The organism is Methylobacter sp., from assembly GCF_036845245.1.
GTDB lineage: Bacteria > Pseudomonadota > Gammaproteobacteria > Methylococcales > Methylomonadaceae > Methylobacter_A.
This window is the reverse complement of sequence record NZ_DAIUEH010000005.1, coordinates 66,149-86,238: the sequence shown is the minus strand read 5'-3', so window position 1 is coordinate 86,238 and position 20,090 is coordinate 66,149. Positions and strand designations below refer to the sequence as shown.

Below are 20,090 nucleotides of genomic sequence, written 5' to 3'. Positions count from 1 at the left end.
TAGCGCAAGATAGCGTAATGCAAGAATCCAACCGTATCGAACTCAAACGCGAGCTGACCGACACGCTCGAAAAAGAGGTGATTGCTTTTCTTAATTATCGAGATGGCGGCGTGATTTATATCGGTATCGACGATAAAACCCGGGAAATCATAGGCGTTAGCGATGCCGATGCCTTACAACTGAAAATCAAGGATCGCATTAAAAACAATATCAGCCCGTCGACGATGGGCCTGTTTGATGTAGTCGCCGAAACCCGCGATGAAAAAAAGATCGTCAAAATTACCGTAGTCGGCGGATCTGAAAAACCGTATTACTTAGCCAAAATGGGCATGTCGGCCAAGGGTTGTTATATCCGAATCGGCAGCGCTTCGGAACCTATGCCGGTCAGGATGATTGAGGATTTATTTGCCGGAAGGATTCGCAACTCCATTGGCACCATTAAATCGCGCAAACAAACGCTGAGCTTCGAACAGCTGAAAATTTATTACAGCGAAACGCCGTTAAAACTGAATGACCGGTTTGCGCGTAACCTGGAACTGCTGACCGAGGATGGCGCTTACAACTATGCCGCTTATTTGCTTTCGGACGTTAACGGCTTGTCGATTAAGGTTGCCAAGTATGCAGGCACAGACCGGGTGAAGCTGATTGAAAATGAAGAGTACGGCTATTGCTCGCTGGTGAAAGCGACCAAAGCGGTGCTGGAAAAGCTCAAGGTTGAGAATAAAACCTTTGCCCGCATAACGCCAAGCCTGCGCCAAGAGCGCAAATTATTGAATCCCGTCGCACTGCGCGAGGCGCTTATCAACGCGATCATCCATAATAATTACAGCAATGAAGTGCCGCCCAAATTCGAGCTTTTTGATGATCGTTTGGAGATTACTTCTGCCGGCGGCCTGCCTTCGGGATTCGATGAAGAAGAGTTTTTTATGGGCTATTCGGTTCCGCAAAATAAAGAGCTGATGCGGGTTTTTCGGGACCTGGATATGGTTGAACAGCTGAGCTCCGGCGTGCCGCGTATTCTTGAGCATTACCCCCGTAGCATTTACCGTTTTACCCCCAATTTTATTCGGCTGGTGTTGCCTTATGCGGAGGGCTTCGAACAGGTTACCGGACAAGCTGACGAGCTGTTGCAGTTTTGTGCAGTTCCCCGTTCAACCAAAGAAATGATGCAGCATCTCGGCTTAAGCCATCGCGAGCATTTTCGCGATACCTTTTTACTACCCCTTATTGCCTCGGGCAAACTGGCGCCAACCATTCCCGACAAACCTTCCAGTCCCAATCAACGTTACATTACCGTCAAGCCAGAGGCCAGTAAGCCTAATGAATGAACTCCATCTGCAAGATAAGTTTTTAATCCCCTTCTTTCAGGATGGTCTGGGCTACAAGGAAGTCAAAGCCAATACCGTCACCCAATCCCTGATTATTGAAGAGGATTTGCAGGCTTTTATTTCCGGCGCCGAGTTGAACAAAAAGCCCTATGAAACCTTGCTGAAAAAATACCGGGGCAACGAAAAGCTATTGCTGCAAGAGTTGATTGCGCTGATCCAGGAGCGTATCGCCAGCAGCCGTAATATGGCTTTGTTTATCAATGCCAATAAATCCATCACTTTACACGGCATCAAGCTGCATCTGTTTTATACCAGCGACAGCGTGATTCATGACAATGCGCTGTTCGATGAGAACATTTTTTCCGTGGTGCAGGAGCTGCCCTATAAATACAACTACCAAGGCAAGCAGGTGTTCTCTTTCCGCCCGGATATTGTGTTGTTTGTGAACGGCATTTATTTGGCTTATAGCGAATTAAAAAATAACTACACCAACCAAAGCGCTACCAGGAATGGCCGTGGCAAGGTAATTAAAGATTATTTTGATGCGGTAAAGGTGTATCACCAACAGATTGATAGCAATGCGATGTTGAGCGATTACGAAAAGCAGGTTGAGCGTAAAGACTTCCTGAAAATTTTTGAAAAAGCCATTCCTATCACCACCACCGATATTGGCGAAACCTTTGTCATTCGCACGATTGCGGATTATTTTGACGAGATTTTAGCGACCTGCCGCGAAGGAAAATTCGACCGCGAAGAGCTTGAGAAAAAAGCCCGCGGTGTGTTCAAACCTTATCCGCTGCTGAGGCCGGACGCCGATAAGAAAGACAAGTTGAAAGAGCTGTTTACCGCGTTGTACGGCAAGTTCTTTATTGAAAAAGAAATCTTGTATTACAACTTTATCGAGCGCGATGTGTACGTGAACAAGGGCGTGAAAGAAGTCAAAAATGAAACGGGGCATTTAATTTCGCCGCGCCCGAAACAGAAATTCGGCACCGATAAAATCATGGCCAAGATTGATGAGTTCTTAGCGCATGAACAAGAGCCCGATTATTTTGAAAAACTGCTGGAAAAACAGTTGGCGGGCGTAGGCGAAGCCAAGAAAAAAGAGCTGCTGGAAAAGCGCAAAGCCTATTCGAATAACAAAAACGTGTATTCCTTGTTGATGCAATACGCGGCAGGATTCGGCAAATCCAATATCATCGGTTGGTCTGCATTGCAGCTGAAAGATTTGCGGAGGGATGGCGAATACGTTTACGACAAAATCATGATCGTGGTGGACAGGCTGCAACTGCGTAGCCAGATTGATTCGTTGATGCTGAATATGAACATCGATAATCGCATGTATATGGAAGTTACCAATAAAAAAACCTTTCAAGCAGCGTTGGCATCCGATACCCGGCTGGTGATTGTGAACTTGCAGAAATTCGGTTCGGTGCGCGAGATGCTTGATGCTGACGTACTGCAAAAGCTCGCCAAACTGCGCATCGTGTTTCTGATCGACGAGATCCACCGTTCCAACAGCGGCGACCAGCATGAAGAAATGGTCAGTATTTTTGATGAACTGCAAAGCCCGTTCGATAATGCCGCGTATGCCGAGGCCAGGACCAAAAAGAACCTGATTATCGGCTTTACCGCTACTCCCGATGACCATGCGCTGGCGCGTTTTGGCGAATTCAGCGGTTATGCCGAAAGCGAAAAACTCTGGCGGCCTTTCGATAGCTACACAATGAAAGAAGCGATTGAGGATGGCTTTATCCTGAACCCGCTGAAAAACATTGTGCCGGTGGCATCCAAAATGTTGTTCGACTTGCCAAGCAATCCGCTGGAAGGCTTCACCGAAAAAGAATACAAGGACGCACAAAAAAAGCAGGTCTATGAAAACCGCGAGCGCATTGATGCGATCGCCAAGTATGTGGCCGATTTATTGGTGAAAGATGTATATCGCCAAATTCGCGGCACGGGCAAGGCGATGTTGGCGGTGCATTCCATTAAAGCGGCGATTGCCTACCAGCAGGCGGTAACCAAGTATTTCAAGGTTTTAGTGCAGCAGCCTAAATATGCCAAGTATGTCGAAGCGCCGATCCATGTGGTGTATTCGAGTAATCAGGACGAACAAAGCGCCACGGGACTAAATGGCGGACTGTCGGAAGAAAAGGTCTTGGAAAGCTTTGCGCTGAATAAAAACGGTTTGATGATCGTGGTGGCAAAACTGCAAACCGGCTTTGATGAGAAAAGATTGCATACTTTGTTTCTGGATAAAGAAATTAAAGGCATCAGCGCCATTCAAACCATTTCCCGCGTCAATCGCACAGCTAAATATAAGAACGACTGCAAGATTGTGGATTTCTCCTACAACAATGTGAATGTGCAAAACATCAAAGACGCGTTTGAACATTTCTCCGATGTGGTGGTGAGCGATTTTGACCCGTTTGGCGATAAGAAGGTATTGGATATTTTGCTGACCGAGCTGAAAAAGTCGGATACCTTTGCTAAGTTTTTCACGGTGTTTATGGCGATTTACAAAGACCAAGCCATGCGTGAAGACCCGGAAAGCTATCTGGACTTTGAAAGCAGCTTGAAAGAATACATCGACGCTAATCCTCAACACACTGCGGACATCAAAGCCAAGGCGGCGCAGTATTTTACTATCCTCAACCGTATTGAATATGTGATTGAGCTGGATGCCAAATATAGCGAGCCGGGGTTTCTATTTTTCTGGCGCAAGTTCAATACGCTCTACAACATGATGCACCGTTCTGACGACGTGAAAGATCCGATTGAGGTGTATTTCGATAATCAGATCGGAATAATTGAAGCCGTCACTTACGAGCCGGTGGAAAAGAAAAAGAAACCGCTCAAAGTAGCGGAGGGAGCCGAGTATGGCGGCGGTTATCAGTTTGATATTCTGCAAATCATTGCCGCGCGTAATGAGCAAGAAGCTTTGGTTGGTTCAATGATTCTGGATTTTGATTTAAAGATTAAAGATTTTTTTGATTATGTTCGAACTGCCAATGAGGGCGAACGTTTAATCGTCAAAATTAAATCACACGCATCGGAAGCCGAAATTTATGATGATTTTGCCAAACTATACCGTCGCTACAAAGCACTAAACCGCCAGAAAGTGGGAGATTATTTTTTCAAGGAAATGGATGATTTGGTTGATAAGCTGTGTGATGATTTTGAGGCGACAATATGATCACACAATTCATTGTTTATTTTGCGTACTTGATGAAAACCTCGAAGCGTTACCAAGGCGCCAAGCTGTTTTTCTATAATCTGCTGGAAAACCCGAACAGCCGGCTTAAATCGTATTTTGATGTTTTCATGATTTGCCTGGTGATGCTCAGCGTTTTCCTACTGATTTACGAAGTGGATCACAGGCAGGGCGAAAGCGAGGTGCTGTTCGAGCATTGCGTCATCAGCCTATTTATCGCTGAGTACCTGTTGCGGGGTTGGCTGTACAGCGACAATCATAAAACCATTCTGGAGCATTATGAAAAATCCGAATATTTAAATATTCCTTTTCGTTTGGATAAGGTTGCCAAAATCATTCTTGCCGAGAAAATAAAGTATATTTTTAGCCCCTTGGCCTTGATTGATCTACTTGCTATTTTGCCTACCTACAGGCCGCTACGGGTTATGCGGGTATTTCTTCTGTTTCGCTTGTTTAAGCTGTTTCGTTATTTCAATAGCATCAAAGTATTTGCCAACGTGTTGGTCAGCAGGCGTTTCGAGCTGATTACGCTGGGCGTTTTTCTGGGTTTTCTGGTGTTTATCGGCAGTACTGCGATTTATTTGTTTGAAAATCCGGCTAACGGCGGGCAGGTTAATAACTTGTTCGAGGGCTTTTATTGGGCGATAGTCACAGTTGCAACCGTCGGCTATGGCGACATATCGCCGCAGACCACCGGCGGACGAATCATTGCTATGCTATTGATTTTGGTCGGCCTTGGCGTCTTGTCTTTTCTTATCTCGATCATTGTCACGGCATTTAATGAGGAAATGGACGAATTGCGTGAAAGCAGTACCTATGCCGAACTGAACCGGTTTAATGACTTTATTATCATTTGCGGATTTGGCCGGGTAGGGCAGCATATTGCCAGACAGCTTAAAAAAGACCGGCAGCATTTCGTTATCATTGATACTAAAGAATCTAACGTCTCGAAAGCAAAGCGGCTGGGTTACCTGGTTATCCATGAAGACGCCAGCAAAAACGGCGTGATACAGAATGCCGGTATCAATAACGGCGCAACGGCGGTTATCTGCACCACCGGCGATGATGTGATCAATGTGTATATCACGCTGACCAGCCGGCATTTAAACCCGGATATCAGGATTATTTCCCGCGCGAACAGCCAGGAGAATGTCAGAAAACTCTATCAGGCCGGCGCCAGCAATGTGATTCAGCCGTTTGAAATCGCAGGTATGGTGGTTGCCGAATATATCGGCCAGCCGGTCGCTTTTGAGGCGATTTTGGGTATTATCCGCGAGGAAAGCCATATCATCATGGAAACGTTATGCGTGCATTCGGTCTCATTCATTGAAGGGATGAGCATAGCCGAGGTTGGCTTTGAACAAAGAAAACTCATGTTGCTGGGCATTATCAGTGCAAATCCGGTACATCAAAAGCATAAGAACAGCTATCCGATAAAAAATCAGCATTTTTATTTTAATCCGGAGCCGTACTTTGTCTTGCGGGAGAGTGACTTGCTGGTCGTTATAGGCAGGGAATACGCTATCGGCTATTTTCGCGAGCAGATTGAAAAAAGCCGGTTAAAAAACGGGAGAAAAAAATGAAGCGCATTGCGGTATTTGGTTACAGTGTCATGTCTTTGGAAGCGATGAGCCGGTTGAATCGGGAGCAATGCAGCATTATTTTTATCGGAAAGGACGATGTCGAAGCCGCGCTGGTTGCAGAAAAAGGCTTTGACACCAAAGTCATTGATTTTCGCAATGATGATGCGTTGAGATCGATAGGCATAGGCACTGACGTCGATACGCTTTTTTGTTTTTATCCCAGGGATTTTGATAATGTATTTTTAACGATTTCGGCGCGGGCAATCGATAAAGATATTACCATTGTCGCTATTGTCGATGACCCGGAATCGGCAGAAAAATTGTTAGCCGCGGGCGCTAATAAGATCATTGATCCTTATGAAATCTGCGGCAGAAAAACCCACGAAATGTTAACCAAACCGGATATTACCAATATTCTGGATAATACTGTTTTCGGGCGGCACGATTTAAAAATGGCGCAAGTAGAAATTCCTAAAGGTTGCTGTCTGGAAAATACCAAGACCAGCGACTTGAAGTTGAATGAAAGGCATAATCTGATACTTATCGGTGTTGTCGACAGAGAATTAGGCGATCAATTGCATTTCGCGCTCGGCGATAAGGAGCACTTCCTGGATGCGGGGGATGTCCTGGTGGTAATGGGGCCGGCAAGGGAAATAAAAGCGTTTAAAAAAGAAGTTGAACTATGCTGATGTTAGCGAGCTCACAAACGAAGTGTGTTTTTTCATGCCCGGGGCTTTATTTTTCAGTAGTTTGGAAAACCGCAAACGTGAATTCTATTATGGCGCTGTTGCCGTTAGATGGGTTGCCATATAAAGGTAAACTCCGGTAATAATTTTTTTATTATATTTAAGTCATGATTCCACCTTTCACTAATGATCAGGAACCGCCTCAAGATAAGCAAGGCGTCTTGTCACCGGCCAAGCCGGGACTGCTGAGCAATGAGGCTATTCTTCGGTTAATCACAGAGAATGTCGATGATTTAATCGTTTTACTGGATACTCAAGGGCGCCGTCTCTATAACAGTCCTTCTTACCAACGCATTCTTGCTGACAGTAGCGGCAGGGTAGAGGATTCTTTCCAGTACGTTCATCCTGACGACCGGGAGAAAGTTAAACGCATTTTTCAGGAAGTGGTCTCTTCCTGTTGTGGCCAGCGCACCGAATACCGCTATCTGCTGCAAGATGGCAGTATTCGTTATATTGAGTCCCAGTCGAACGTTATCCTGGATCAAAATGGATCTGTCCAGAATGTATTGGTGGTTTCCCGCGACATCAGCGAGCGTAAGCGTAACGAACAAATACTGCATAAGAGCGCCATTGCCCTGGAGCAACAAAAATACGCGCTTGATCAGCATTCTATTGTTGCTATCACCGATACCCAAGGCCATATTCTCTACGTCAACGATAAATTCTGCGCTATCAGCAAGTATTGTTCAGAAGAATTGTTAGGACAAAATCACCGTATCGTCAACTCCGGTCATCATTCGAAAGATTTCTTTGTCGCGATGTACCGGACCATTATCAAAGGTGAGGTCTGGAGTGGTGAGATGTGTAGCCGTGCCAAGGATGGCAGTAATTATTGGACAGATACCACCATTGTTCCCTTCATGGATGAAAACGGGCAACTGTTTCAATACATCGTGATTAGCACCGATATCACCAAGCGTAAGCGAATCGAGGAAGCACGGCTGGCCAGCGAGCAACGTTTCCGCATACTGTACGAGTCTTCGCGTGACGCTCTGCTGACGTTAAGTCCGACGCGGGGTTTTTTGGGAGGTAATCCGGCTGCGGTTGCCCTGTACGGCTGTCAGGACGAACAAGCGTTTACAGCCTTGTCTCCCTCCGCTGTCACTCCGGAGTTTCAGCCGGATGGCTCTTGTTCGGCAGATAAAGCTGCAGCCATGATGCAAAAAGCGCTGGTAAACGGCACCCATATTTTTGAGTGCGTGCATCAGCGCCTTAACGGTATGACGTTTTGGGCTGAGGTGCTGTTGACGCGCATGGAAATCGACGGTGAAATCGTGTTACAGGCTAATGTACGAGACATCAGCGAACGCAAACTGGCCGAAGAAAATATTCATCTACTCAATCATAACCTGGAGTTACGGATCGCTGCACGTACCGAACAGCTCCGCTTTCAGCGCGATGTCTTGGTTGAATTGGCTCGAAATGATAAAAGTGATTTTGACGCTGCCCTCCTCGATATTCTGCGTGCTGCCGCCGTTACGCTGGAAGTTGAACGGGCCGGTTATTGGGACCTGGATGAAAGCGGCGATTGGATTGAGCTTAAGCAATTGTTCATCCGTTCGCGTTCCGCAGTTGATTCGGAGGCGGCCGGTACGCGCCTGCGCCGGGCCGATTATCCCGAGTATTTTGCGGCCACCCTGCAACAGCGGCGGACGCTGGTGGCTGACAACGCTTATGCGCATCCTGCAACAGCGGGTTTTGCGGAATTCTATCTAAAGCCGCTGAACATTGTGTCAATGTTGGATGCGGCCGTTTGGTTCCAGGGGAGCGTGGTCGGCGTCGTCTGCTTTGAACAAGTAGGTCAAATGCATTGCTGGTCGCCCGAAGAAGTGGATTTTGCCGCCTCCATTGCCACCATGGTTGCGCTGGCGCTGGAGGCTTCGAATCGCGCCTTGGCTGAAGTTGAGCTGGCCCTGATGCGTGATCGTGCATTGGAAGCGTCCAAACTTAAGTCGGAGTTTCTCGCCAATATGAGTCATGAGATTCGTACGCCGATGAACGCCATTATCGGTCTGTCGCATCTTGCTTTGCAGACCGATTTGACGCCCAAGCAGCGCGATTACATCTCTAAAACCCATCGGGCCGGTACTGCTCTGCTTGGCATCATCAACGATATTCTGGATTTTTCCAAGATTGAAGCCGACAAGCTAGAGATGGAGTCTTTGGATTTTGACTTAGAGGAAGTACTGGATAACGTTTCAAACCTGGTAGGATATAAAGCCGGTGATAAGGGGTTGGAGTTGTTATATAAAATCCCAGCGCACATCCCGCGTTACCTGGTCGGTGATCCGTTGCGGTTGTGGCAGATACTGGTGAACCTACTCAATAACGCGGTAAAGTTTACTGACCAGGGCGAAATCGAAATAGCCGCCGAATTGCTGGAGCAAGTTAACAACCGGGTTAAATTACGTTTTACCGTGCGCGATACCGGGATCGGCATGACAGAGGAGCAATCGGCGCGGTTATTCCAAGCCTTTTCCCAGGCGGATGGTTCGACCACGCGTAAATATGGGGGGACAGGTTTGGGCTTGACTATCTCCAAACGCCTCGTTGAGTTGATGCACGGCAAAATTTACTTGGAAAGCGAAGTAGGCCAAGGCAGCCGTTTCATTTTTACGGCCTGGTTCGGGTTGTCTGCCGGAGCCACAAACAAGCAGCGCGTTTTGCCGCAGAACCTGATCGATTTACGCGTGCTGGTGGTCGACGATAATGCCGCCGCGCGGGACATAATACGGGAAATGTTGCTGCGCTTTTCTATTGAGGCAGACACGGCATGTTCCGGTCAGGCCGCTGTGGCGGCGGTCGAGTGTTGCGATAGTATCGCGCCTTACGATTTGGTACTGATGGACTTGAATATGCCGGAAATGGGGGGGCTTGAAGCAGCCCGGCTCATTAAGCAAAATGCCAATCTTGTTGATACACCACGGATGGTGATAGTAACCGCTTTTAACAATGACGAAGTGCGGCGACGCACGGAAGATATCTGGGTCGATGGCTTTTTAGTCAAGCCGGTTAGTGAACCGGCGCTATATGATATGCTGGTTAACCACTTCGCTAATACCGAGTTTTTGGGTACAGCGCCCACAGGCAGCGCGTTACCGTATTACAGCGGTTTGGAAGGTGTGCGCATTCTGTTGGCCGAGGACAACGAAATTAACCAGCAAATTGTCGTCGAACAGATGGAAAGCTTCGGCGTAATTATTGATGTGGTCAACAATGGACGTGAGGCGGTCGAGAAGATAATCAGCAGTTCCCGGCAAATCTACGATGCGATACTGATGGACTTACAAATGCCGGAAATGGGAGGGCTTGAAGCAACCCGGATTATTCGCGCCGATACGCGTTTTGGTAATATACCGATACTCGCGATGACGGCGCACGCTATGGTCGAGGAACGTGAGCGTTGCCTTGCCGTAGGCATGAACGATCATATTATCAAGCCCGTAGATCGGGATACAATATTGCAGGCGTTGGTTTACTGGATAAAGAAGGATCAACAACCGATTAAGCATACTGCCGTTTTCGAGCAGTCCGCTTTGGAACCGCTACAGATACCGGGTATTGATACCGAGGCAGGCTTGCTTCGTGTGGTGGGTAACCAGAAACTTTATTTAAGCCTGCTGCGTCAATTTTGCCAAGGCCAGTTCGACGTGGCTGCGCGCATTGGCGAGGCCTTGGCGGACCAGGATCGTATCGGCGCCGAACGTATTGTGCATACGATAAAAGGCATCGTCGGCAATATCGGTGCGGTAACCGCACAAGAGGCGGCAGAGCAACTGGAATCGCTTATCCTGAAAAATGCAGGTTCGGCAGCGATACAGCAGGCGCTGCATCATTTCGACGCGATCATGACGACGTTGGTGAACCATATCAAGCTGACGCCGGGTGTTATCGTAACAGAACGTCCTGTCGAGACAACGGTGCTTGATCAAAATGCTTTCAAGCTTGTGCTGGCAACGCTTACCGGCTATCTGGCCGATGACGATAGCGTTGCGATTGATTATTTCGACGGTGCGCGCGACCAATTTAGAGTGGCTTGTAATGATGCCGACTTTACCGAGCTTGATAAGGTTATCCATAAGTTCGAATTCAGTCAGGCTTTACAGCAATTAAAGGCTATAGCCGATAGTTTGGCATGAATGCGATGCAATGTTTTGCTGCAAATATTCAATGTAACGACTGCCTGATAAATTATCCGGTCAGAAACGGAAGATGTGCCGGGGGGAACATGTCAATCCGCTTTAGAAAACGGACTATTTGTCTTCGTCCATGACTAATAATGTCTGACTTCCCCTTGCAAAGGAACTTACTAAATGCTTAAAAAGCAGCTCATCTTTCTTATCGTTGACGATTTTGACTCAATGCGCAATGTCATAAATTCCCTGTTACGGTCCCTGGGATACGAAAATATACTGACGGCAAAAGATGGGGCGGAAGCGCTGCGCATATTAAGGTCGCAAACGGTTAACGTGGTGCTGTCTGACTGGGATATGCCGGTAATGGACGGACTGGCATTGCTCAAGGAGGTACGAGCCGATGAGCGCTTACAGAAGCTGCCCTTTCTGATGATTACCGATAAAACCGACCGGCAGCGTATAGAAGAAGCTATTAACAATGGCGCCAGCGATCTTCTAATCAGGCCTTATACGGGGCGGGATTTGGTGCGGCGAATAGAAAAGGTTCTGTCCTGGAGACCGCGGGAAATATCAGCCACACTCGAGCCCGTTGAGCAGAAGAAGTCCACTCGGCCGACAATTCTTGTTGTCGATGACATGCCGGACAATCTATCCATATTATCTAATCTGTTTAAGAATGAATATCGGGTACGCATTGCTGATAATGGCGAAAAAACACTGGCGATCTGTCAGTCAGACGATCCGCCGGATCTGGTGTTGCTGGACATTATGATGCCCGGCATAGACGGCTTTGAGGTAGCAAGGCGAATGCGAAATCATTCGGGTTCGGAACACATCCCGGTGATTTTTGTTACGGCAATTAATAATGATGATGTTCGACTTAAGGGCTTGGAGCTGGGAGCGATAGATTTTGTTGCCAAGCCTATTAATCCGGCGGTATTAAAGCCCCGTGTCCGCAATTTCCTGCGTTACGTGGAAGCGCACAAGCAGTTGCAAGCCGATTACGATTCAATGCAGGAGTTGGCCCGGCTAAGAGACGATGTGAAAAATATTATTCGTTATGACACCAAGACGCCACTGTCCGAGGTTATCGGTTTGGTCCAAGATTTGGCCGATGATGTGACTTTGGATCCTGCACAAGCCGACAAATTGCAAACAGTTGAAGAAACGTCTTTGCAAATGCTGAATATGATCAACCTGTCTACAGAACTCTATAAAATTGAGACAGGTATTTTCAAGCTTAATGCTCAGCCGGTAAATGTTTACAAGATTCTGCGCTGTCTCGTTGAAATTTCCCGTAAAGCTTATGCTGACAAACAGCTCACTGTGACGATGTCGATTATTGATATCATGATGCAGGGTCAGGAAGCGCCTAAAAGCTTGGGTGATGCGATGCTTTGTTATACCTTATTCAATAATTTAATAAGAAATGCCTGCGAGGCGGCGCCGACAAAAAGCATTGTGCTTATCAGCCTACTGAATGAAGACCCCATGCAGGTTACGATTCAGAATAGGGGAGTGGTTCCTGTAAACATTCGGGAAAGCTTTTTCGACAAGTTTATCGCTCAAGAGAAATCTGCCGATATCAGAATGGGCTTTTACTCGGCCAAATTACTCGCCGAGGCTCAGAACGGAAAAATTGCTCTGGATGTTTCAGATGAGAAAAACCTGACTCTGGTATCGGTTAGCTTGCCACGATTTTCAAGCACATGAGTGATTAAGCGAATTTTTCCGGGCGGGTTTAAACACGGCATCACCTAAAATAGCTGTTGCGTAACCGGCTTTACCGCGATAATCGTAAGCATTATTAATGAATTCAGATAAAAGCCTTAATGTTACAACACCCTTTCATTAAACAATTGTTCAGTAGCTTTCTGGATTTGGCGCCTATCCTGGCGGTTGTTTTGGTATTTCAGGTTTTAATCATTCACCAGCCTATCCCCGATGTCGGCAGTTTAATTGTCGGCACCCTCTTTGTTATTATCGGTCTTACCCTGTTTGTTCAGGGGCTTGAGCAAAGCCTGTTCCCGATTGGCGAGTCGATGGCTTATGCGCTCGCCCGTAAAGGTAGTTTGTTCTGGCTACTGGCCTTTGCTTTCTGTCTGGGATTTGGCGCTGCCGTCGCTGAACCGGCACTGATCGCGGTTGCCGAAAAAGCCGCAAATATTGCCGGTAATGGTCATCTGATAGAACAAACCGATGCGGCAAAAGCTGGTTATGCGCTGGGGCTACGCATTACCGTCGCGTTGTCCATCGGTCTTGCTATTTTGATCGGCGTATTAAGAATTATCCGGGGCTGGCCGGTGTATTACCCGGTTTTCTTCGGCTATGTTTGTGTTGCCATCATGACGCCTTTTGCGCCGGTCGAGATCATCGGCATCGCCTATGATTCCGGCGGTATCGCCACGTCCAGCATTACCGTTCCGCTGGTGACGGCTCTGGGCGTCGGTTTGGCTACATCAATCAAAGGCCGTAACCCGATGACCGATGGTTTTGGTCTTATTGTCCTGGCGTCATTGATGCCGACGATTTTTGTGATGGCTTACGGGATGGCTATATGATCGACTGGCTAATGCATTTTGCGTTGAAGCTGTTGGAAACCTGTCGCGATATTTTACCGATTGTTGTGATTATTATCGGATTTCAGCTGCTGGTCATTCGAAAACCGTTGGCTCATCCCAAAAAAACCATTATCGGCTTCTTCTATGTCTTGCTGGGCATTGTTTTTTTTCTCGAGGGACTGGATTTAGCCTTGTTTCCGCTTGGCAGTTTGATGGCGTCGCAGTTGACCACCCCGGAGTTTTTGGGTGTTAATTCTGTTACTGAGGCCATCACCTGGCAATCTTATTTCTGGGTCTATGTTTTTGCGGCCAGCATTGGATTTTCAACGGCGTTGGCTGAGCCTTCCCTGCTTGCTGTCGCCCTTAAAGCCGAACAAATTTCAGGCGGCACGATCCGGGCCTGGGGGTTAAGAATTTCTGTCGCCATCGGCGTGGGTTTCGGTCTAGCTCTCGGTACTTTTCGGATTGTTACGGGGTCGGAACTCTATTTATATATTATTGGGGGCTATATCATCGTTTTGATACAAACCCGGTTCGCCCCCAAGCTGATTATCGGTCTGGCCTACGATTCGGGCGGTGTAACGACATCAATGGTTACTGTGCCTCTGGTTACCGCATTAGGTCTGGGGTTGGCCTCTACCATTCCCGGCCGCAACCCGTTACTGGATGGCTTTGGCTTGATTGCCTTTGCCAGTCTATTTCCTATCATTGCTGTCTTGGGTTACGCGCAAATCGCACAGTGGCGTAGCAAAGGCAGTCTTTCATCTAAACCTTGAGGCTTACCATGCATTTCAAATTAATTATCGTCTTTGTTGAAGATGACAAAACCGACCTAGTGCTTGATACCGCGCGTGAACACGGCGCTAAAGGCGCAACCATTCTCAATAATGCCCGTGGCGAAGGCATGAAACAATCGAAAACTTTTTTTGGCTTGACGCTGGAAACGCAGCGCGATGTCTTGTTGTTTTTGGTCGAAGAGCATCTGAGCCGGCACATTCTGGAAGCCATCGCCAAAATCGCGCAATTCGACAGCAAACCCGGCACCGGTATCGCCATTCAAATTGATGTTGAAGATGCCGTTGGCGTCATGCAGCAGGTTGAACAATTAACCCATGAACTTGAGGACAAAATATGATTGAGCCACGCGTTGTAATTCGTGTCAAAGATGTAATGAAAACCGACTTCGCCACCATCGACGGCATTGCTACGGTAGGCGATGCGTTAAGGAAAATGAAAGCGCTTAAAACTTCGGTGTTGGTGGTTAATAAACGCCATGAGGATGACGAATACGGCATGATTAATTCCGGCGATATTGCCCGTCATGTGCTGGCGAAAGACCGCGCGCCGGACCGGGTTAACGTTTATGAAATTATGAGTAAGCCGGTCATTTCAGTCCATCCCGATATGGACATCCGCTATTGTTCGCGTTTATTTGCCGACTATAATCTGGTCAGGGCGCCGGTTATTGAAAATAACAAGATTATCGGCGTGGTCAGCCCGAATTCATTGGTGCTGGATGGAATGTTCAATTTATTGTAAATAAACAGGCTCCTGTGAGCCGTACAGTTTCCGCTCCGATGCTGGGGGCGATAAATAAATTTTTTAAAAAAGGCAGTTGATCATGTTGAAATGGTTAAGATTTAATTCCAGGATCTGGTTCTTTCTGGGCTTTCTCGGTTGTGTTTTTTTGCTGTCGATGGGCGCTTATTTCCAATTTGTTCAAGGATTGGATCCCTGTCCTTTATGCATTTCCCAACGCATTGCAATCTTGCTGACCGGGCTGGTTTTTTTAAGCGCTGCTATCCATAATCCGGTACAAGGCGGTACGACCGCTTACGCCATTGCAGGCGCGGTAACGGCTTTGTGCGGCGCGGCTATTTCAACCCGGCATGTCTGGATACAGCACTTGCCTGCTGATAAGGTTCCTGAATGCGGCCCTGGTCTGGAGTATGTGCTGCAAAACTTCCCTTTGTTTGAAACAGTTAAATTAATGCTCAGCGGTACTGGGGATTGCGCTAAGGTGGATTGGACGATGCTGGGTTTCAGCATGCCTGCCTGGACATTACTGGCTTTTTTGATGTTGGCAACTCTCAGTTTGTTGCAGATCTGGAATTATAAAGCAGTGAATCGCTAGGGTGTCGGGATGTCTGCCGACTCCATTGCCAGACCAAACATGATGACCGGATGGTTAAAACAGCTCGGCATTGCCTTGCTCTACCTGCTTCTCGGCTATGTAATCAATCACCACTTCACCAATAATAACGTCGTTTGCACTGTCTGGCCGGGTGCCGGGCTGGCGTTGGCGGTGTTGCTCATTGGCGGCAGGCGTTATATCCGGGGGCTGATTCTCGGCTCGCTGGCGCTTAATACACTCTCCAATGATTCGGTTTGGGCAATTGGCGGCATCACCCTGACGCATACCGTGGAAGCGCTTTTGGGCGTTTGGCTGCTCACCCGTAATGGCCGGTCTGTCTTATCCCTGCACACGCTACGAGACTACCGGCGCTTGGTTATATCGGGAGGTGTTGCCGGCATTGCGGGGGCGATGATCGGCGGATTGTCCATCCTGCTTGCGGGCTACATCACCCCAGCCGATTATCTTGCAAACGTATTGCGTTGGTGGATGGGCGATACGCTCGGCGTTGTATTGGTTACGCCGTTAATGTTGGCTTGGTGGCAGGAAAAATGGGAACCGTTTAAGGCAAGGCAACCGCTTGAAGCGCTGCTGTTGAGTGGCCTGTCTTTCCTGGTCGGACAAATCGTTTTCATGGGTTGGTTCCGTGAATACCTGACCGAGGCGCCCAAAGGTTATTGGTTGTTTCTTTGCGTGACATGGGTGGCCCTGCGTCTTGGTAATCGAGGGGTAACTGTCGTGTTATTGATGATTGCAGTCCAAGCTTTAACAGGTGCTTACTATCAAATCGGTTTTTTTGCGGAGGAAATAGCCACAGCCAATCTCTACAATTATTGGGCGTACATGTTGATCCTGTCTGTAGTCGGGATGACATTCGCGGCCTATGTGAGTGAACTCAAGCGAACACTCACTGCATTGCAATTAAATAGCGCACGTATCCAACTACTGCTGGACTCGTCATTGGATGGCATCGTCAGTATGGACCATAATGGTAATGTCATAGGCTGGAATGCTCAGGCCGAGCATATCTTCGGTTATTCCGGCGAGCAGGCCTTGGGACGCGACACAGCAGAGTTAATTGTTCCGCCTGCTTACCGGGAAAGACATTGGCAAGGCTTGTCACGATTTATGGAGACAGGCGTATCGGACATTATCGGTACGCGTTTGGAGGTGACAGGTTTACGTGCCGATGCTTCGGAGTTTCCAATAGAGATTGCTGTTCATGCTCTGAAACAGCAGGACAGTTATTTTTTTAGCGCTTATATTCGCGACATTTCCAAGCGTAAACAAGCTGAGGCGGCGCAGCAGGAGGCTCTGGACAAACTGCACAAAATAGCCCGCCAATTGCCCGGCGTAGTGTTTCAATTTCGCTTGCGTAAAGATGGCAGTTCCTGCCTTCCTTATGCCAGCGAGGTATTGCGCGATATTTATCGGGTCGATCCCGAAGACGTGGTTGATGATGCCGCCAAGATATTTGCCGTTGTTCATCCGGATGATTTGGATGGGCATTTGGCGTCTATTCAAACATCGGCGCGGGATTTAAATCCGTGGCGTAATGAATACCGGCTCAGGTTTGCAGATGGCACAGAACGCTGGTTATTCGGTAACGCTCTGCCGCAACGCGAAGAAGACGGTTCGGTGCTTTGGCATGGCTTCGTGACTGATATTACTGAGCGTAAGCAAATGGAGGAAAAACTGCGTGACAGCGATGCCTTTAATGCCAGCATACTTAACTCACTGACCTCGCATATCACCGTGCTGGACGCGCAGGGGGGCATTATTGCAGTCAACGACGCGTGGCGGCGCTTTGCCAAAGAGAACGGTTTACCTGAATCCAGCCGGGATATGCTGGGCTTCAATTATCTGGATGCGTGTAAAAATTCCTTTAATCAAGCTTATGGCGATGAAGCAAGCATTGCCCAAAGCGGCATTACGGAGGTGCTGGCGGGGGATCGGAAAATATTTCATTTAGAGTATCCGTGTCACTCGCCAACTGAGCAACGCTGGTTTCAGATGAATGTATCGCCATTACAAGGATCACGTCCCGGAGTTGTAATTAGCCATAAAAACATTACCGAGCGTAAAAAAGCTGAAGAAATTGCCCAGGCCGCTTCTCAATATGCGCGCAGTCTGATTGAAGCGAGCCTGGATCCCTTGGTGACGATCAGCGCAGAGGGCAAAGTCACTGATGTCAATACTGCCACGGAACAGGTGACCGGGGTGAATAGAGACAGCCTGATCGGTAGCGATTTTGCGGATTATTTCATTGATCCTGAAAAAGCGCGCGAGGGGTATTTAAGGGTATTCTCCCAGGGTTTTGTAACCGATTATCCATTAGCTATCCGTCATGTATCCGGTAAGATTACCGACGTGCTTTATAACGCCAGCGTATACCGTGACAGTAATGGCAATGTCCTTGGTGTGTTTGCCGCTGCGCGCGACATCACCAAGCGCAAGCAGGCAGAGGAATCGTTAGAGATGATGCGATTCAGCGTGGATCACGCGGGCGACAGCATCTTCTGGATCAACCGCGAGGGGCGTATCCTTTATGTGAATCGTGCGGCCTGCACGGAACGCGGCTATTCCAGAGAGGAAATGCTCGAAATGAGCATTTTCGAGCTGGACCCGGATTATCAGCCCGGCGTCTGGGGGCCGCACTTTGAAGATCTCAAGCGGCGCGGCACCATCACGCTTAAGACCCGTCACCGCACGAAGGACGGCTACTTATATCCCATTGAGGTCAACGCCAATTACGTTCACATCGGTGGACATGAGTTCAATTTTTGCTTCCTCCGCGATATCACCGCCCGCAACCTTATGGAAGACGAGCTAAAAGCCAGCGAGGCAAAATTCCGTTCGATTATTGAAGCTTCCCCGGTACCGATGGCGTTAAATAACGGGCAGTTGAACATTACTTTCCTGAATCAGGCTTTTGTGCAAACTTTCGGTTACAACGTCGACGATATTCCCACTCTGGCTGACTGGTCGCTGAAAGCTTATCCTGATCCGAACTATAGGCATTGGGTAACTCAGACTTGGCAAGCGGCACTGGAACAAGCCGAGCGTGAATGCCGGTCATTTTTGCCGATGGAAATTAACATTTGCAGTAAAGATGGCGCTTTTAAAACCGTGTTGGCGAGTGCGGCGGTAATTGTCGATTCTTTTAAGGACGAGCATTTAGTGGTGCTGTATGACATCACCGAACGCAAACAGGCAGAACTGGCAAAGCATCGCAGCGAAGAGCAGTTGCGGGCATTTTATGAATTGGATCTCGTGGGGTTAACGATTACCTCACCCGAAAAGGGTTGGATTCGAATTAATGAATGTTTATGCAGAATGCTGGAATATTCAGAACAAACCTTACGCCAAATGACTTGGGCGGAGTTGACCCATCCCGAAGACTTAGCCGCCGATGTTGAGCAATTTGAAAGGTTATTGGCTAATGAAATCAATGGTTATGCCCTAGAGAAACGCTTTGTCAGTCGTACCGGAAAAGTTATCCCGACCAAATTGGTGGTGCGTGGTTTACGTAAAGCCAGCGGTGAGCTTGATTATGTCATGGCGATGGTTGAAGACATCACTGAATACAAACGAGCAGAAACCGAGTTAAAACGTTCCAATGCCGAATTGGAACAATTCGCCTATGCGGTGTCCCACGATATGCGCCAGCCGTTACGCATGGTGAGCAGTTATTTATCCTTGATTGAAAACGCATTGGCCGGCCAATTGAATGAAGAAACGCAACAGTTTCTCAATTTTGCTAGGGAGGGTGCGAAACGTATGGATGCAATGATTTTATCGTTGCTGGATTATTCTCGGATAGGGCGTAAATTTGAAGCCAAAACATGGATCAGCAGTAAGGCCTCTTTAGATGAGGCGTTGGCTTTTCTTAAGCCCGAGCTCAGCGCTTGCGGTGGGGAAATTAAAGTAACCGGCGATTGGCCTGAATTATTTGCCAGCCGCGATGAATTAACGCGGCTGTTACAAAACCTGGTGGGTAATGCGCTTAAATATCACGAAGAAGACCAGCCGCCACAGGTGGATATTCATGGAACAATCCATGCCGGATCATTACGGGTGGAGGTGCGCGATCACGGTATCGGTATCGAGCCGAGTCAAGTAAACCGTCTGTTTAAGGTGTTTTCCCGGTTACAGGCCCGCAGTCGTTTTGAAGGTACCGGCGTCGGCCTGGCCTTGTGCCGTAAAATTGTCGAACATCACGGGGGCGGCATTGGCGTAGAATCGGCGGGCGAGGGGCAAGGTTGTCTATTCTGGTTTGAATTGCCCCTTGTCAATGCCGTAAATCCGGAATAGAAATATGATCAATAATATCGCTATGCCACTTCCTGCTATGCGAATTTAGAGTTTGGGAACAAGCGTAAAAAATA

General features: G+C 48.0%; 12 protein-coding genes. All 12 read left to right on the top strand.

Features of this window, described 5'->3' with window-relative positions; translation table 11 throughout:
• The first annotated feature begins 17 nt into the window (after window positions 1–17).
• Window positions 18–1,328 (top strand): RNA-binding domain-containing protein, encoded by a 1,311-nt coding sequence (locus V7051_RS03920; protein ID WP_333873712.1) that lies wholly within the window; start codon window positions 18–20, stop codon window positions 1,326–1,328.
• A complete protein-coding gene (locus V7051_RS03915; protein WP_333873713.1) occupies window positions 1,321–4,524 on the top strand; it encodes a type I restriction enzyme subunit R domain-containing protein in 3,204 nt (1,067 codons plus the stop codon). Before V7051_RS03920 ends, V7051_RS03915 begins: the two co-directional genes overlap by 8 nt.
• Window positions 4,521–6,125, top strand: coding sequence for an NAD-binding protein (locus V7051_RS03910; protein WP_333873714.1), 1,605 nt, complete (start codon window positions 4,521–4,523; stop codon window positions 6,123–6,125). Before V7051_RS03915 ends, V7051_RS03910 begins: the two co-directional genes overlap by 4 nt.
• Window positions 6,122–6,814: a potassium channel family protein gene (locus tag V7051_RS03905; RefSeq protein WP_333873715.1), complete on the top strand. Its 693-nt coding sequence runs from the start codon at window positions 6,122–6,124 to the stop codon at window positions 6,812–6,814. The genes V7051_RS03910 and V7051_RS03905 overlap by 4 nt, the downstream gene beginning before the upstream one ends.
• 164 nt (window positions 6,815–6,978) lie before the next feature.
• On the top strand, window positions 6,979–11,010 hold the full coding sequence (locus V7051_RS03900) for a response regulator (RefSeq protein WP_333873716.1): 4,032 nt from the start codon (window positions 6,979–6,981) through the stop codon (window positions 11,008–11,010).
• Between the two features lie 174 nt (window positions 11,011–11,184).
• Complete coding sequence (locus V7051_RS03895) at window positions 11,185–12,720, top strand: ATP-binding response regulator (protein WP_333873717.1); 1,536 nt, start codon at window positions 11,185–11,187, stop codon at window positions 12,718–12,720.
• A gap of 119 nt (window positions 12,721–12,839) precedes the next feature.
• Window positions 12,840–13,568 carry a DUF1538 domain-containing protein gene (locus V7051_RS03890; RefSeq protein ID WP_333873718.1) on the top strand — a complete coding sequence of 243 codons (729 nt, stop codon included), beginning with the start codon at window positions 12,840–12,842 and terminating at the stop codon, window positions 13,566–13,568.
• Window positions 13,565–14,344, top strand: a complete 780-nt coding sequence (locus V7051_RS03885) for a DUF1538 domain-containing protein (RefSeq protein WP_333873719.1) — start codon at window positions 13,565–13,567, stop codon at window positions 14,342–14,344. The genes V7051_RS03890 and V7051_RS03885 overlap by 4 nt, the downstream gene beginning before the upstream one ends.
• A gap of 8 nt (window positions 14,345–14,352) precedes the next feature.
• Entirely contained in the window at window positions 14,353–14,703 is a 351-nt protein-coding gene (locus tag V7051_RS03880; protein ID WP_333873720.1) for a P-II family nitrogen regulator, read from the top strand.
• Complete coding sequence (locus V7051_RS03875; RefSeq protein ID WP_333873721.1) at window positions 14,700–15,107, top strand: CBS domain-containing protein; 408 nt, start codon at window positions 14,700–14,702, stop codon at window positions 15,105–15,107. The genes V7051_RS03880 and V7051_RS03875 overlap by 4 nt, the downstream gene beginning before the upstream one ends.
• Before the next feature lie 82 nt (window positions 15,108–15,189).
• On the top strand, window positions 15,190–15,702 hold the full coding sequence (locus tag V7051_RS03870; RefSeq protein WP_333873722.1) for a disulfide bond formation protein B: 513 nt from the start codon (window positions 15,190–15,192) through the stop codon (window positions 15,700–15,702).
• Window positions 15,703–15,711: 9 nt separating this feature from the next.
• Window positions 15,712–20,016: a PAS domain S-box protein gene (locus V7051_RS03865; RefSeq protein WP_333873723.1), complete on the top strand. Its 4,305-nt coding sequence runs from the start codon at window positions 15,712–15,714 to the stop codon at window positions 20,014–20,016.
• Window positions 20,017–20,090 lie beyond the last annotated feature (74 nt).

Excerpts from the sequence above, each read along its gene's own strand:
- V7051_RS03875 (WP_333873721.1), top strand. The coding sequence starts at position 14,700 with ATGATTGAGCCACGCGTTGTAATTCGTGTCAAAGATGTAATGAAAACC.
- V7051_RS03905 (WP_333873715.1), top strand. The coding sequence starts at position 6,122 with ATGAAGCGCATTGCGGTATTTGGTTACAGTGTCATGTCTTTGGAAGCG.
- V7051_RS03865 (WP_333873723.1), top strand. The coding sequence starts at position 15,712 with ATGTCTGCCGACTCCATTGCCAGACCAAACATGATGACCGGATGGTTA.
- V7051_RS03890 (WP_333873718.1), top strand. The coding sequence starts at position 12,840 with ATGTTACAACACCCTTTCATTAAACAATTGTTCAGTAGCTTTCTGGAT.
- V7051_RS03870 (WP_333873722.1), top strand. The coding sequence starts at position 15,190 with ATGTTGAAATGGTTAAGATTTAATTCCAGGATCTGGTTCTTTCTGGGC.
- V7051_RS03880 (WP_333873720.1), top strand. The coding sequence starts at position 14,353 with ATGCATTTCAAATTAATTATCGTCTTTGTTGAAGATGACAAAACCGAC.
- V7051_RS03920 (WP_333873712.1), top strand. The coding sequence starts at position 18 with ATGCAAGAATCCAACCGTATCGAACTCAAACGCGAGCTGACCGACACG.
- V7051_RS03910 (WP_333873714.1), top strand. The coding sequence starts at position 4,521 with ATGATCACACAATTCATTGTTTATTTTGCGTACTTGATGAAAACCTCG.
- V7051_RS03915 (WP_333873713.1), top strand. The coding sequence starts at position 1,321 with ATGAATGAACTCCATCTGCAAGATAAGTTTTTAATCCCCTTCTTTCAG.
- V7051_RS03885 (WP_333873719.1), top strand. The coding sequence starts at position 13,565 with ATGATCGACTGGCTAATGCATTTTGCGTTGAAGCTGTTGGAAACCTGT.
- V7051_RS03900 (WP_333873716.1), top strand. The coding sequence starts at position 6,979 with ATGATTCCACCTTTCACTAATGATCAGGAACCGCCTCAAGATAAGCAA.
- V7051_RS03895 (WP_333873717.1), top strand. The coding sequence starts at position 11,185 with ATGCTTAAAAAGCAGCTCATCTTTCTTATCGTTGACGATTTTGACTCA.